Source organism: Pseudomonas sp. Pseusp11, from assembly GCF_047304405.1.
Classification (GTDB): domain Bacteria; phylum Pseudomonadota; class Gammaproteobacteria; order Pseudomonadales; family Pseudomonadaceae; genus Aquipseudomonas.
In genome coordinates this window covers 21,337-36,266 of the sequence record NZ_JBGLZF010000032.1, presented here as the reverse complement: position 1 = coordinate 36,266, position 14,930 = coordinate 21,337, and the positions used below count along the sequence as shown (strand labels likewise).

Annotated in this window: 11 protein-coding genes and 1 tRNA gene; 2 read left to right on the top strand and 10 right to left on the bottom strand. The window is 61.6% G+C overall.

The annotated features are described in order from the left end of the window. Positions 1-370 precede the first annotated feature (370 nt). From ACCC96_RS22595 to ACCC96_RS22585, 3 genes are read right to left on the bottom strand one after another with little or no spacing between them, the layout of a single operon-like run. A complete protein-coding gene (locus ACCC96_RS22595; RefSeq protein ID WP_111453353.1) occupies positions 371-1,879 on the bottom strand; it encodes a tripartite tricarboxylate transporter permease in 1,509 nt (502 codons plus the stop codon). 24 nt (positions 1,880-1,903) lie between these two features. Beyond that, a complete protein-coding gene (locus ACCC96_RS22590; protein ID WP_413696950.1) occupies positions 1,904-2,395 on the bottom strand; it encodes a tripartite tricarboxylate transporter TctB family protein in 492 nt (163 codons plus the stop codon). A gap of 1 nt (position 2,396) precedes the next feature. Beyond that, a complete protein-coding gene (locus tag ACCC96_RS22585; protein ID WP_019649846.1) occupies positions 2,397-3,362 on the bottom strand; it encodes a tripartite tricarboxylate transporter substrate binding protein in 966 nt (321 codons plus the stop codon). Between the two features lie 224 nt (positions 3,363-3,586). On the opposite strand from ACCC96_RS22585, the gene ACCC96_RS22580 reads away from it, so the two are divergent. Together ACCC96_RS22580 and ACCC96_RS22575 are read left to right on the top strand one after the other, a co-directional pair. Next, a complete protein-coding gene (locus ACCC96_RS22580; RefSeq protein ID WP_019649847.1) occupies positions 3,587-4,240 on the top strand; it encodes a hydrolase in 654 nt (217 codons plus the stop codon). Between the two features lie 49 nt (positions 4,241-4,289). Beyond that, positions 4,290-5,642, top strand: a complete 1,353-nt coding sequence (locus ACCC96_RS22575) for an OprD family porin (RefSeq protein ID WP_026345903.1) — start codon at positions 4,290-4,292, stop codon at positions 5,640-5,642. 18 nt (positions 5,643-5,660) lie between these two features. On the opposite strand, the gene ACCC96_RS22570 is transcribed toward ACCC96_RS22575, so the two are convergent. The 7 genes from ACCC96_RS22570 to fdnG form a co-directional block, all read right to left on the bottom strand. Next, positions 5,661-5,756, bottom strand: a tRNA-Sec gene (locus tag ACCC96_RS22570). A 6-nt stretch (positions 5,757-5,762) separates the two neighbouring features. After that, positions 5,763-7,682 (bottom strand): selenocysteine-specific translation elongation factor, encoded by a 1,920-nt coding sequence (gene selB, locus ACCC96_RS22565; protein ID WP_413696949.1) that lies wholly within the window; start codon positions 7,680-7,682, stop codon positions 5,763-5,765. Next, complete coding sequence (gene selA, locus ACCC96_RS22560) at positions 7,679-9,109, bottom strand: L-seryl-tRNA(Sec) selenium transferase (RefSeq protein WP_413696948.1); 1,431 nt, start codon at positions 9,107-9,109, stop codon at positions 7,679-7,681. The genes selB and selA overlap by 4 nt, the downstream gene beginning before the upstream one ends. A gap of 60 nt (positions 9,110-9,169) precedes the next feature. Then, a complete protein-coding gene (gene fdhE / locus ACCC96_RS22555) occupies positions 9,170-10,096 on the bottom strand; it encodes a formate dehydrogenase accessory protein FdhE (protein WP_413696947.1) in 927 nt (308 codons plus the stop codon). Between the two features lie 4 nt (positions 10,097-10,100). After that, positions 10,101-10,754 carry a formate dehydrogenase subunit gamma gene (locus tag ACCC96_RS22550; protein WP_019649852.1) on the bottom strand — a complete coding sequence of 218 codons (654 nt, stop codon included), beginning with the start codon at positions 10,752-10,754 and terminating at the stop codon, positions 10,101-10,103. Further along, on the bottom strand, positions 10,751-11,695 hold the full coding sequence (gene fdxH / locus ACCC96_RS22545) for a formate dehydrogenase subunit beta (RefSeq protein WP_413696946.1): 945 nt from the start codon (positions 11,693-11,695) through the stop codon (positions 10,751-10,753). Before fdxH ends, ACCC96_RS22550 begins: the two co-directional genes overlap by 4 nt. After that, the gene (gene fdnG / locus ACCC96_RS22540) at positions 11,696-14,761 is read right to left on the bottom strand and encodes a formate dehydrogenase-N subunit alpha (RefSeq protein ID WP_413696945.1); all 3,066 of its coding nucleotides are present in this window, start codon (positions 14,759-14,761) and stop codon (positions 11,696-11,698) included. Between the last annotated feature and the right edge of the window lie 169 nt (positions 14,762-14,930).

Here is a 14,930-nt window from a genome sequence, read left to right as displayed (position 1 = left end):
TTTTCGGCCAACGCGTGGCCACTCCTCAGTCCCTTGCGGCAAGAATTAAGTGGGGTGTCAGGCAGTTGCAATGCTGGATCGCGAGCAAGCCCGCTCTCACACTGGATTGCCTGTGAACACATTATTTGTGCACGTCAGCGATCACATATGGGAGCGGGCTTGCTCGTCCGTCGCTACACCGCTAGACAGCAGTCTTGAACCCCTCCTCCCGTTGCAACGCCCGAGCCTGTGCGCCACGTTCCTACGATTTGCCCGGGAGCGAATGCGGTATGTCAGGCAGACCGCGTCAGTCGGATACACGACTGCTTCGCAGCCGAACGCAGCCTTCGGCAGCTGCTACAGATCGCGCTGGGAGCCAGGTAATCAGCCGTCAATCATCCTCATGCAATTTGATCCCGCGTTTATGCAGCAGATACGGTACCAACAGCACCAACAACGTCACCGCCAGGACCGACGCCGCAATCGGTTGTGTCACAAATATCATCCAGTCGCCCTGGCTGATGGATAAGGCGTTACGCAGTTGTTTTTCCGCCATTGGCCCCAGCAGCATGCCGACGATCACCGGGGCGACGGGGAAGTCGAAACGCCGCATTAACACCCCGGCCCAGCCAATGCCCAGCATCAGGAACAAGTCGAAGGATGAGTGGCGCATGCCGTACACGCCAATGGTGGCGAACACCAGGATCCCGGCGTTCAGGTACGGCCGAGGGATTTGCAAGAGTTTGACCCACAGCCCCACCAGCGGCAGGTTCAGCACCAGCAGGATGACGTTGCCGATGTACAAAGAGGCCACCAGGGTCCAGACCAACTCGCCCGAGGTCTGGAACAGCAGCGGCCCCGGTTGCAGGTTGTAGTTCTGGAACGCCGCCAACAGAATCGCCGCCGTGGCGGAGGTCGGTATGCCCAGGGTCAGCAGCGGCACCAGTGAGCCGGTGGCGCTGGCGTTGTTCGCCGCCTCGGGACCTGCGACGCCTTCGATGGCGCCCACGCCTTTGCTGGCGGCGAATTCTTTCGGGTACTTGCTGAGTTTGCGTTCGGTCGAATAGGACAGGAACGTCGGGATTTCCGCGCCACCGGCCGGAATCGATCCGAAGGGAAAACCGATCAAGGTGCCCCGTAGCCACGCCGGGACCGAGCGTTTCCAGTCGGCGCGGGTCATCCACAACGAGGTCAAGCGGTGTCGGCTGGCCGTTTCTTCCTTTTGGTAAAGCACGCCGTACAAGGCCTCACCGACGGCAAACAACCCCACCGCGACCAGCACCACTTCGATGCCATCGACCAGTTCGGGAACCCCCAAGGTGTAGCGGGCAATGCCTGACGTCGAGTCGAGGCCGATCAAACCGATGGTCAGCCCGATGCCCAATGAAGCAAAGCCGCGCAGCATCGACGCGCCGAGCACTGCCGACACGGTGGTGAAGGCCAGCACCAGAATCGCGAAATACTCCGCCGGCCCGAATTTCAGCGCCAGCGTCGCCACGAGGGGCGCAAACAACGTCAGCAAAATCGTCGCAATGGTGCCGGCCACGAACGAACCGATGGCGGCCGTTGCCAGCGCCGGGCCTGCCCGTCCGTTGCGGGCCATGAGGTTGCCTTCCAGGGCCGTGACCATGGAGGACGATTCTCCCGGGGTGTTGAGCAGGATCGAGGTGGTGGAGCCGCCAAACTGAGCGCCGTAATAGATGCCGGCGAACATGATCAGTGCCCCGGTCGGGTCGACCTTGGCGGTAATCGGCAGCAGCAAGGCGACGGTCAGCGCCGGGCCGATCCCCGGCAATACTCCGATTGCAGTGCCCAGCAGACAACCGATAAAACCCCACATCAGATTGATCGGCGTCAGCGCGCCAGCGAAGCCGACTGCCAGATTCGAGAGAATATCCACCTTGTCGACCTCCTTCGGCCTGGATCAGATCCAGGCGTTGATCAAGGGCGGAAGGGAAACCCCTAGCCCGGCGGTGAAAAGCCAGTAGATCGGCAGTGCCAGAGCGATGCCGATGGCCAGGTCCCGCGCCGGGCTGCGGCTGCCGAAGCCTCGCGCCGAACAGGCAAACAGCAATGCAGCAGCCAAGACGAAGCCGATGTAGGAAATGAGCAACGCCACGCCCAGCAGCCCTGCCGTAACCCAGGTCGCCCCGGATTTGCCGCCGGGCTCGGCCCCGGAAGTCTCATGATCATCGGCGAGGTTGCGAAAACCACCGGTGAGCGCCTGATAGCCCATCAACAGACCGACGGCGCCCAGAAATGCCGCCACGGCATAGGGATAGACGTAGGCCGGCATGATGACGAACCCCATCTCGGCGGGAAACCGCGAGGCGCCGACCGCCAATACCGCACTGATCACGACAATACCGACGCCAATCGCCAGTTGGGCCGGCCTTACGCTCCAGCGCCCGGCCATCTCAAAGCAGCCCGACCTTGACCAGCATCGCGCGCAGGCGTCCGTGCTCCTCATCGACGAATTTGCCGAAATCATCCCCGGTCAGAATACTCGGCGACCACGCATTGGTTTTTACGTTTTCCTGCCAGACGGCGCTTTTGGTGGCGGTCAGCACGGCTTCCGTCAGTGCCTTGCGCTGTTCAGGCGTCAGCCCCGCGGCGCCGTAAACACCCCGCCAGTTGCCGATCGTCACGTCGTAGCCAGACTCTTTGAGCGTCGGTGCATCGATGCCTTCAACGCGGTTGGGCGCGCCGACGGCCAGTAAGCGGAACTGTTTCGACTGCACATATTTGGCCAGCTCAGCGTAGCCGCCGGTGATCACCGTGATGTGCCCCCCCAGCACCGCGGCAACGACTTCGCCGCCACCGGCGAAGGCAACGTAATTGACCTTGTTGACGGGAATGTCCATTTTGCTCGCCAGTTCGGCGATGCCGATGTGGTCGATCGAACCCTTGGAGCCACCGCCCCATTTGATGCTGGACGGGTTGGCTTTGAAGTCCTTGAGCAAATCCTCCAGGTTTTTGTACGGCGAGTCGTCGCGTACGGCGATCACGTTGTATTCGGTAAACAGCCGGGCGATCGGGGTTACGTCCTTCAAGGTGATTTGCGGTTTGTTCTGCTCGATGGACGCGACCATGATCGCGCCGACCACGATCAGCGCATCGGGGTCGCCCTTGGTGGCGTTGGCAAATTGCGCCAACCCCAGGGTCCCGCCGGCACCACCCTTGTTCTCGAAGGTGGCGGCTTTGGCCGTTTGGGCCTCGACCATGGCTTTGCCCAGGACTCGCGCGGTCTGGTCATAACCGCCACCCACGGAACCTGGGGCCATGAACTTGACGGTGTCCAGGGCAAAAACGGGTGATGCGAGTGCTGCGGCGGTAATGAAAGCGGCGAGGTTGCTGCTGAATCGACGGGCCAGTGCAAACATGAGACGTCTCCGGATAGCCGTTCTTGTTGTTTTCGATCAGGGAGAGCCCCTGTTCGGTGAGCATTCGTCTGGAAACAAGCGTAGGTCATAGATGTGTTTGTTGACGGCCTTTGTGCTGATGCGCCGTTAATCAAAGACAGCACATCGACTCAATATCCGCATCGAAATCTACGCAACCATAGGACTTGTGAACCCATCCACAATCCACTCGCAAGGACATCATCATGGCCATCGCAAAAGCAGCACCTGGCAAAACCCTGCTGAACCCAACCGACCACACCCTGATCATGATCGATCACCAGTCGCAAATGTCCTTTGCGACCAAGTCGATCGATGCCGTCACCTTGCGCAATAACGCTGCACTGGTGGCCAAAGCAGCCCGGGGCTTCAACGTGTCGACCATCCTCACCACCGTTGCCGAGAAAAGCTTCTCCGGCCCGATCTTCGACGAAATCAAATCGGTGTTCCCGGAACACAAAGTGATCGACCGTACCAGCATGAACACCTGGGAAGACGAGCGCATTGCCGTTGAAGTCAACGCCATCGGCAAACAGAAAATCGTCCTGGCCGGTCTGTGGACCTCCGTGTGCATCGTTGGCCCGGCACTGTCGGCCCTCGACCAAGGCTTCGAGGTGTACTTCATCGCCGATGCCTGTGGCGATGTCTCCATCGAAGCCCATGAAATGGCCGTGCAGCGCATGATCCAGCTCGGTGCCCGCCCAATGACTTCGCTGCAATACCTGCTTGAACTGCAGCGCGACTGGGCACGCACCGAGACTTACGACGAGACGGTGAAAACCTCCATCGCCAACGGTGGTGCCTATGGTCTGGGCCTGATCTACGCCAAGACCATGTTCCATGCCTCTGAAGGCCATTGAGAATAAATAGCGACTCTTCGGAGTCGCTGTTTCAGGCGGGAGATCAATCATGTTTTCTATACAAACCCTCCCGCGCATTTCCGGTCGCAAGGACGTACCCAGGGCGTCCTTCTGGCTCTGCGTGTTTTTTGCCGGAACAGCCCTGGCGGATGAGGCACCGGATTCCGCGCAAGGATTTCTCGAGGGCGGGAAGCTTGAGGTGCTCAGTCGAAATTTCTTCCTCAACAGCGACTACCGCTCACCCCAGCCTTCGGGCAAGAACTACAAACAAGAGTGGGCTCAAGGCTTTATCGGCTCATTTGAATCCGGATTCACCCCCGGCACGCTAGGTTTCGGCGTCGACAGCCACGCTTTTATGGGGCTGAAGCTCGACGGCGGCAAAGGGCATTCGGGAACCGGGTTACTGCCGCTGGACAGTGACGGTCGCAGCGAAGACAACTATTCCAGTGCCGGTGGCGCGCTGAAAATCAGGGCCTCCCGAACCACCCTGGCCTTCGGTGAAATGACCGTGGAAACCCCGGTGTTCGACACCTCCGACAAACGCCTGCAACCGGAATACGCCACGGGCTTTCTGTTGAACAGCAACGAAATCGACAACATGAAACTGGTGGCTGGTCATTTCACGGCGTTCAAGAATCAGGACAACACGACAAGCAAGGGCAACTTTTATGGCTACGGCGCCAACACCGAAGCCGGTGGCATCACGTTTCTGGGCACCGACCTGTTCACACACAGTCCTGTCGGCGGCGCGTTGTACGCCTCCGAGCTGAGCGACACCTGGCGCCAGTATTACGCCAACCTGCACCTGAAACAGTCCGCCGTGTTCCTCGACGCCAACCTGTACCGGACGCAGGACACCGGCAAGGCACTGGCCGGTGCCATCGACAACACCGCCTACAGCCTCTCGGGCAAATACACCCTTGATGCCCATGCCTTCACCCTGGCCTGGCAACGCATCAATGGCGATACACCGTTCGACTTCGTCGGTGGCGACTCGATTTACCTGGCCAACTCGATCAAGTACGCCGACTTCAACGGCGCCCACGAACGTTCCTGGCAGGCACGCTACGACCTCGACCTCGGCGCTTATGGCATCCCCGGCCTGAGTTTCATGACGCGTTATGTCAGGGGCAGCGACATCGACGGCACCCGTGCGCCCAAGGGTGGAGCCTACAACCCGTTCGACCCGACCATCGGCGAGTACGTGCCTCAACAGGGCGATGGTGGGCGGCATTGGGAGCGCGACATCGACCTGCGCTACGTCGTGCAGTCAGGCTCCGCCAAGGGGTTGTCACTGCAACTGTCCCATGTGTCTCATCGGGCCAACACCGCTCAGGCGGGCGATGACATCGACAGGGTTTACGTCGTCATCCAGTACCCGCTGACCTTCGGGCACCTGTGATCGAGGTCACCATAGAAATGGCGGAAGGCAGCCGGAGTCGAACCTGCCCGGGAACGGATGCCGTCCCCAACCGGGTTTGAAGCCCGGCCGCGCCACCGGGCGCGATTGCCTTCCTTGAACTCAGACTGCGGCTTGTTGGGCCAGTGCATTGTCGAGTCGGATATGGCGTCGATCGCCAAAGCGGCGGGTCAGGCCGAGCCGGTCGAAGTACTCAAGAATCTGAATACTGCGCTTGCGCCCCAGGCCCACGGCATCGCGAAACCCGGCAACCTGGATCACCGGGTTATCGCTGGCCAGTTGCACCAGCATAGCCGCCAATCGGCGCACCAGCGTTTCGGTGTAAAACAGGTCACGGACCACTTGGTGCAGCAGCCCCAACCGCGCCATCTTGCGCAGCAGCAGGCGCACGGCAGCCTCGTCATGGCCAGTCGCTTTAGCCAGATCGCGCACCCACGGCGGATCGAAACCAGCCTGTTCGAACAATGGCTGCAATTGTTGCCAGAGGGTTTCGTCGTCCTCGCTCAAGCGCACCTGGTGATCGGGTAAATGCAGCCACGGGCCGCTGGCCGCAATTGCACCACTGGCCAGTAATTCGTCGAGCAGGCTGATAAAGGTCGACCGTTCCAACACGCTGCCGGCGAAGCGACGCAGGCGATCCCGGTCCGGTCCCATCTGGTCCGGTTCGAGTTGATGAAAGCGTGCGAGGTGTTCCAGCAGCGGCGCTTTCAGCGTTTCCCAACGCACCGCGCTGAACAACAATGGCCCCTGCCGCGTATCGATGAGGCGCACGTCATCGGGCAATTCCCAAGTCTCGCGCGGTCGATTGAATTGACGCTCCAGTCGCTGCGGATCGAGCCCGGTGTCGCTGTTGGCCAACAGCGCCGGCAGTGCCGCTTCCAGGCTATTGGTGGTGGACAGCGCTTGTAGCTGCGCCAATCGCTCGGGGCTGCGACGATGTCGGGCCGGGGCGAACGGGTCCAGCACTTGGCCACCGCCAAGGGTGCGTTGGGCGCTTTGGTCACGCAGGATCAAGCGGTCGCCCTTCACTGCCAACACCGGCGCATTGACCAGCAATTGCGCGAACATCTGCCCGCCCGGTGCCAGGCTTGCGCCTTCCAGCAAGGCCACCCGCCCCGTCACGTCCTGAGTTCCAAGATGCACATGCACCGGTTGAAAGTGTTCGAAGCTTCGCGCTTCGCTGGCCAACACCCTCAACTGGACATCCAGCCGCTGGGTTGGCGCATGCAGCCATTCGGCCACCAGCCAGTGGCCACGGTGGATCTGCTCCAGGGCCAGACGCTCGGCACTCAGGTTCAGCGCGACGCGCTGCCCGGCCATTGCGTTGTCAGCGGCCTGGTTTTGCGCATGCAGGCCACGCACTCGCACGGGTTTGCCCAGTGGACTCAACATCAGCGTATCGCCCACCGCCACCTGGCCGGACAACGCGGTGCCGGTCACCACGATACCGGCGCCGGCCACGCTGAAGGCCCGATCAATCGCCAAACGAAAACCGCCGCCGGCGCTGCGTTGAACAACCTCATGCTGTGCATCCAGCAAGACTTGGCGCAGTGTCTCGACGCCCTCGCCGGTCACACTCGATAGCGCGATTTGCGGCGCGTCGGCATAAGGTCCGGGCGCCAGTAAGGCTTCGATCTGCTCACGAACAGCCTGCACCCGGGAAGGATCAACCCGGTCGCACTTGCTGATTGCAATCAGTGCCCGAGGGATGCCCAGCAACTCGACAATCGCCAAGTGTTCACGGGTTTGCGGCATGACGCCGTCATCGGCCGCTACCACCAACAACACCAGATCAATCCCTTGAGCGCCGGCCAACATGTTGTGGGTGAAGCGCTCATGGCCGGGCACGTCGATAAAACCGGTCAGGGCGGTGTCCGGTTCCAGCGCCGCATAGACATAGCCCAGGTCGATGGTCATGCCGCGTTCGCGTTCTTCGCGGCGACGATCACCGGCCTGCCCGGTCAGAGCCTGGAGCAAGGAAGTCTTGCCGTGATCGATATGCCCCGCCGTGCCGACAATCACCCGTCCCGGCCCTCCTCCTGCAATTGATCGAGCTGGGCTAACCAGGCCGCTTCGTCATCGAGTTGACGCAAGTCGAGCCACAAGGCGTCGTCGTCAATGCGGCCGAGCACCGGAATGGGCAGTTGCCGCAACGCTGCCTCCAGCCCTAGCAACCGTCGCCCACGCAGGCGTTTCGAAACGTTTGGCCGCAGGCATAACGCGGCGCTGGGCAACCGGGCCACGGGTTGGCTGCCACTGCCGATCATGCCCAGTGCCGGCACCGCGCTGACGCTCCAGCCATCGCCCAACACCTGCGCCAATGACGGTTGCAAGCGTTCGGCCTGGGCGAGGATGTCGGCTTGGGGCCGGGTCAATAGACGCAGACTTGGCAGGCGTTCGGCCAATCGATCGGGATCGCGGTACAGCGCCAATACGGCTTCGAGGGCGGCCAGGGTCAGTTTGTCGACCCGCAAGGCACGCTTGAGCGGATTCTTCTTGATCCTGGCGATCAGGTCTTTGCGGCCGACGATCAATCCGGCCTGAGGCCCGCCAAGCAATTTATCGCCGCTGAAGGTGACGATGTCCGCGCCGTCGAGCAACGCCTGGCGCACCGTCGGTTCGGCGGGTAAACCCCAGCGAGTCAGGTCCAGCAGGCTGCCGCTGCCGAGGTCTTCGAGCAAGGGTAGTCCGTGGCGGTGAGCCAGCTGCGCCAATTCCGCCGTCGGCACTCTCGCGGTGAAGCCTTCGATACTGTAATTGCTCGCGTGTACGCGCATCAGCAGTCCACTGCGCGGGCCGATGGCGGCCTCGTAATCGCGCGCATGGGTGCGGTTGGTGGTGCCCACCTCATGCAACCGCACCCCGGCGCGGGCCATGATGTCGGGAATGCGAAACGCACCGCCGATTTCGATCAGCTCACCTCGGGAGATGATCCCTTCCTTGCGTGCACCCAGGCTGTTGAGCGTCAGCAACACAGCGGCGGCATTGTTGTTGACCACCGTCACCGCTTCGGCGCCGGTCAGTTCGCGGATCAAGCCTTCAATCAAATCGTCCCGGTCGCCGCGCTTGCCGCTGTGCAGGTCGAATTCCAGATTGAGCGGATAGCGCGCAGCCAGTTGCACCGCTTCAATGGCTTCTTCCGGCAACAACGCGCGACCGAGGTTGGTGTGCAGCACCGTGCCGGTGAGGTTGAACACCCGGCGGATCTGGCTGCGATGCTGAATCGCCAGACGCTCACCTGCCCTCCCCGCTAATACATCGGGGGCGATTTCAATGGCGGCGAGTTCACCGTTGTGCACCGGCTCGCGCAAGTCATCGAGCAATTGCCGCAGGCCGGCCAGCAGTGCGTCGCGCCCGTAACGTTCGGCCAGCGTTTGGCAGGCGGGATGGCGCAACAAGCTGTCGATGGAAGGCAGCCGCAAGGCTGGGCTGGCGGACGTTGCGCGCATCAGAGGCTCCCGGAAGCGAATGACCGTCGCGTCTGAGTGTAGCCTCTGGGATCGATAAGCTCAGTCGCCTCCGGGTGCGAGCATCAAGTTGGGCGCTGGCCGCTGGTAACCTTCCTGCTCCAGACGCATGTCCAGCATCAGGCTGGACAGGTCCGCCGACAGGGCTTCGGCTTCGGCGTCGTTTTCCAGGTAGATCAGTTTCAGGTAGCTGTTGCAGCCGGGACAGACCTCCGCCCGCAGCGGTGCCTGATTGGCGGCGTGGCGATCATCCTCGAAGCTGACGTATTCAAGCCCCTTGCTCTGTTCGCAATACACGCATTTGACCCGCACCACATGCCATTCGCAGGCGCACAGCGAGCACACCAGATAACGCAAACCGTTGTATTTGCCGCGATGACGAATCACCCCGGCCATCGCCGGTGAACCGCAGGATGGGCATTGGCTGAGGCTGTCGCCGCGCGTCAGTTCAAGGTTGGGCGTGCTCAGCAGCCAATAACTCCAGGCCACTTGCAGCGCGGCGCCGAGAAACGGCACCAGTGCTGCCGGCAGCATTGAGTACTGGCCGCTGACCAAGGCAATCGCCCACGCCTTGAGCAGCCCAGGGTTCGCGCTGCGCAACGTCGCCACGGCGTTTTCTACTGCAGCGTGTGGCGAAGGCTGATAGCGCTGCAACAAGGCCTCGAGATAGGGCAGCCAAACGTTTTCGCGCACCAGGCTGTCGGCAGCGAACGGCGGCAAGCCATGTTCTACGCACAATCGCAGGCGTTCGGGGTTGGGCATGGTCGCCACGGGCGGATCGTCCATCAGCTGCTGCTGGACATGACACAACCCCGCGATCAAACGCAGATAGTCCGCCATGGGATGGCCGTCAGCCAAACGTTCCAGGCGCAACGCGCGCAGGGTGAACAGGTTGTTCGGCGGCAGGTACAAAAACGGCGGTGAACTCGCCGCCGCTTCTATTTGCCCAGGTTCGAGGATCGTGGCCAAGGGATCATCCTTTTTTGCTGATCGGTCGTTCTGGCGTTTCGTCACCGGTCACTTCGCGGTACCAGAGCCCATGGTGTTTTCTCGCCCAGGCGCGGCTGACACGGCCATGTACCATGGCGTCGACCGAGCCGCGAATCCAGATACCCGCGTAGACATGGACGATGATGCTCAACACCAGAATGAATCCCGCCAATGCATGCAGCAGCATCGCCCAGCGAATGCTGGTGATGCCGAAGTACGCACTGAACCAGGCGCGCCAGATCACCAACCCGCTGAACAGCAGCACTAGCATGCAGATCAGCAATACCCAGAACAGCAGCTTCTGCCCCGGGTTGTATTTGCCGATCGGCGGCACGCCCTCCTCCTCGTTACGGATCACATGCCCGACTCGCCTGAGCCACAGCCGGTCGTTGGTGATGAAGTAGTTCGCCCGCCAGAAACTGCACACCAGGCCGAGGAACAGCACAAACATCGTCAGGCCCAGGTACGGATGCAGAATGCGCGTCCACGGTCCGCCGCCAAACAGGTTGCTGAGCCAGAACAAGCCCGGATGAAACAAGGCCAGCCCCGACAGCGCGGCCATCAGAAACACAATCGCCACCAGCCAGTGGTTGGTGCGCTGGTTGACGGTGTAGCGCACGATCGGTTTGTCGTTCATGGCCTGTCCTCCCCGCCGGGTTTGCTTGGATCGAAGGTGTGTACCGACGGATCGAACTCATGCACGGCAGGGTCGACGGTGGTCGGATGTTCGTCCTCCTCGACCAGTTGTGGTCCGACGCGCACGTAGTGGAAGAACCCGGCCAACACCGCCGCGCCCATGGCCAGCAGCGCCAGGGGTTTGCTCAGGCCTTTCCACAGGTCCACCAGCGGACTGATCGCCGGGTGATCCGGCAAACCGGCATACAACTTGGGCGTATCGGCGTGGTGCAACACATACATGACGTGGGTGCCGCCGACGCCCGCGGGGTCATACAAACCGGCGTTGTCGAAGCCGCGGCTCTTGAGGTCGACGATGCGTTCGGCGGCGTGTTCCTTCATATCTTCCTTGCTGCCGAACACGATGGCGCCAGTCGGGCAGGTTTTCACGCAGGCCGGTTCCAGCCCCACCGCTACCCGGTCCGAACACAGCGTGCATTTATAGGCCTTGTGGTCCTTTTGCGAGATGCGCGGAATGTTGAATGGGCAACCGGTGATGCAATAGCCGCAGCCGATGCAGTGGTCCTGATCGAAGTCGACGATGCCGTTGGCGTGTTTGATGATCGCGCCGGGGCTCGGGCATGCCGCCAGGCAGCCGGGCTCGGCGCAGTGCATGCAGCCGTCCTTGCGGATCAGCCATTCGAGGTTGCCGGCGTCGGTTTCATGCTCGGTGAAGCGCATCAGGGTCCAGGTGTCTGCGCTGAGGTCGTGCGGGTTGTCGTAGGTGCCCAGGTTGTGACCGACGTCGTCACGTAGCTCGTTCCATTCCGAGCAGGCGACCTGGCAAGCCTTGCAGCCGATGCATTTGGTGGTGTCGATCAGCTTGGCCACTTCCCCTTGGGTACGCACCGAGGGCGGCACGGTGGTGGTGGCCGAACGGGCGATGATGTCTTGGCTGGCCATTTAGATTTTCTCCACGTTGACCAGGAATGACTTGGATTCCGGGGTCTGTGTGTTGCCATCGCCGAGGAACGGCACCAGGGTGTTGGTCAGGTAACCGTGGCGAGTGGCGCCGGTGAAGCCCCAGTGCAACGGGATACCGATCTGGTGCACCACTTGATTGTTGACCTGCAGCGGACGAATCCGCTTGGTCACCACCGCCACTGCTTCGATATGTCCGCGCTTGGAACTGACCCGCACCCGGTCGCCGGCGGCAATCCCCTTCTCCTTGGCCAGCGCCTCGCCGATTTCGACGAACTGCTCGGGCTGGGTCACGGCGTTGATCGGGCAATGCTTGGTCCAGAAGTGGAAATGTTCGGTCAGCCGGTAGCTGGTCGCTGCATAAGGGAAATCCTTGGCCTGGCCCAGGGTGTCCCAGACCGAATCGAAAATCCGCCCGGCCGGGTTGCTGGTCGCCTGTTTGTTGTTGGGGTGCATCGGGTTGATGCCGATGGGCGTCTCGAACGGTTCATAGTGTTCGGGGAATGGCCCTTCATTCATCTTGTCGAGGGCGAAGAACCGCGCCACGCCTTCGGGGTTCATGATGAACGGGTTCATCCCGGCTTCCGGCGGCACATCGACCTTGTAGTCGGGCACGTCGGTGCCGGTCCAGACCTTGCCGTTCCACCACACCAGCCGTTTTTTCGCATCCCACGGTTTGCCTTGGGGGTCGCAAGAGGCGCGGTTGTAGAGAATCCGTCGGTTCGCCGGCCAGGCCCAGGCCCAGCCGAGGTTCTGCTTCATGCCATAAGGATCACTGTTGTCACGACGGGCCATGTTGTTGCCCTGCTCGGTCCAACTGCCGCAGAAGATCCAGCAACCGGAGGCCGTGCTGCCATCGTCCTTGAGTTGGGCGAAACCGGACAGCTGCTGACCGGCCTTGACCACCGCGCCCGAAGCGTCGGTGACATCGGCGATGGCGTAGCCGTTGAATTCCCGGGCCAGTTCTTCCGGCGTCGGGTCATCGGGGATCTTGTACGGCCAGTCGAGCTTGAGGATCGGCTCGGCCCAGGCGCCACCATTGGCCTGATAGCGCTGACGCAGGCGCATGAACAGCTCGGCCATGATTTTCACGTCGGTGCGCGCCTGTCCCGGGCCGTCGGCCCCCTTCCAGTGCCATTGCAGCCAGCGGCCGCTGTTGACCAGCGAGCCGTTTTCTTCGGCGAAACAAGTGGTGGGCAGGCGGATGACTTCGGTCTGGATGTCGGCCGTTTGCACATCGTTGTAAGGCCCGACGCTGCGCCAGAACTCCGAGGTCTCGGTGGCCAGCGGGTCCATCACCACCAGCCACTTGAGTTTGGCCAGTGCCTTCATCACCCGGTTCTTGTCCGGCAAGGCGGCAATCGGGTTGAAGCCTTGGCACATGTAGCCGTTGACCTGGCCCTTGCCCATCATGTCGAACATTTTCAGGATGTCGTAGCCGGGAATATCCAGTTTCGGCAGCCAGTCGTAACCCCAGTGATTCTCGGCGGTGGCATTGGCGCCGTACCAGGCTTTCATCAGGCTGACGTGAAACTTGCCGTAGTTCTGCCAGTAGGACATCTGCCCGGGACGCAGCGGTTTGAGTGCGCGTTTGGCGATGTAGGCGTTGTAGTCCTGTTCGGCTTCGGACGGCAGGGTCAGGTAACCGGGCAACAGGTTAGACAGCAAGCCGAGGTCGGTCAGGCCCTGGATATTGGAGTGCCCGCGCAGGGCGTTGACGCCACCGCCGGGCATGCCGATGTTGCCCAGCAGCAGTTGCACCATCGCCGCGCTGCGGATCATCTGCGAGCCGATCGAGTGCTGGGTCCAGCCCAGGGCATAGAGAATCGTCATGGTCTTGCCCGGTTGCGAGCACGTGGCGATCTCTTCCCAGATTTTCTTCATCGCCTCGGTGGGCATGCCACAGACCTGACTGGCCAGCTCCAGGGTGTAGCGGCTGTAATGCTGCTTCATCAATTGATAGACGCAGTGTGGGTCCTGCAAGGTCGGGTCGACTTTGGCAAAGCCGTCCTCGCCGATCTCATACCCCCAGCCGGACTTGTCGGTGTAGCTGCGCTTGCTCGCGTCGTAACCGCTGAACACGCCGTCCTCGAAACCGTAGCCGGCCTTGACGATGAACGACACGTCCGTATAGGCCCGCACGTATTCGTGCTGGATCTTGTCTTCGGTCAACAGGTAATTGATCAGCCCGCCCATGAAGGCGATGTCGGTGCCGGTGCGGATCGGTGCGTAATAGTCCGCTACCGAGGCCGTACGGGTGAAACGCGGGTCGACCACAATCAGCCGCGCCTTGTTGTGGGCTTTGGCTTCGGTCACCCATTTGAAACCGCAAGGGTGTGCTTCTGCTGCGTTGCCGCCCATCACCAGAACCAGATTCGCGTTGGCGATATCGGTCCAGTGGTTGGTCATGGCACCACGGCCATACGTCGGGGCAAGACTTGCCACCGTCGGGCCATGTCAGACACGTGCCTGGTTATCGAACCCCAGCATGCCCAGACTGCGAATGACCTTGTGGGTGATGTAACCCGCTTCGTTGGACGAGGCCGAGGCCGCGAGGAAACCGGTGGTCAGCCAGCGGTTCACCGTTTGCCCCTGGGCGTTCTTCTCGATGAAGTTGGCATCACGGTCGGCCTTCATCAGGTCGGCGATACGGTCCAGCGCTTCATCCCAGGAGATCCGCGTCCACTCCTTGGTGCCGGGCTTGCGCACTTGAGGGTATTGCAGACGGCTGGGGCTGTGAATGAAGTCGAGCAGGCCTGCGCCTTTTGGGCAGAGGGTGCCGCGATTGACCGGGTGGTCGGCATCGCCTTCGATGTGAATGATGCTCTGGGCGACATTCTTCGCATTGTCGCCCTGGCTGTACATGATCAAGCCGCAGCCGACCGAGCAGTACGGGCAGGTGTTGCGGGTTTCATGGGTATGGGCGAGCTTGAAATGACGCACTTGTTCGGCGAAGGCTGGCGTCGGGGCCATGCCCAGCGCGCCAAGGGTGGATCCTGCAAGGCCGAGACCAGCGACCTTGAAGAACTGACGACGGTTGAGGTCCATCGTGCACTCCTGATCAGGTGGAAACCCGGTGCGTTGGCCGGGTTTTTCTGGACGATCACGGTGACGGCAACGGAACTACCGCCAATTAGAACTTTAGACAATGTTGTGCTTTGCGGTCTGAAAACCGACCGTCGGCGGCTTGCCGGTCATGCTCCGTTGCACAACTCGC

What these genes read in the sequence shown, in the direction of transcription:
- fdxH (WP_413696946.1), bottom strand. Translation starts at nt 11,695, where the DNA reads ATGGCCAGCCAAGACATCATCGCCCGTTCGGCCACCACCACCGTGCCG.
- ACCC96_RS22580 (WP_019649847.1), top strand. Translation starts at nt 3,587, where the DNA reads ATGGCCATCGCAAAAGCAGCACCTGGCAAAACCCTGCTGAACCCAACC.
- selA (WP_413696948.1), bottom strand. Translation starts at nt 9,109, where the DNA reads ATGCGCGCAACGTCCGCCAGCCCAGCCTTGCGGCTGCCTTCCATCGAC.
- ACCC96_RS22575 (WP_026345903.1), top strand. Translation starts at nt 4,290, where the DNA reads ATGTTTTCTATACAAACCCTCCCGCGCATTTCCGGTCGCAAGGACGTA.
- ACCC96_RS22585 (WP_019649846.1), bottom strand. Translation starts at nt 3,362, where the DNA reads ATGTTTGCACTGGCCCGTCGATTCAGCAGCAACCTCGCCGCTTTCATT.
- ACCC96_RS22590 (WP_413696950.1), bottom strand. Translation starts at nt 2,395, where the DNA reads ATGGCCGGGCGCTGGAGCGTAAGGCCGGCCCAACTGGCGATTGGCGTC.
- ACCC96_RS22550 (WP_019649852.1), bottom strand. Translation starts at nt 10,754, where the DNA reads ATGAACGACAAACCGATCGTGCGCTACACCGTCAACCAGCGCACCAAC.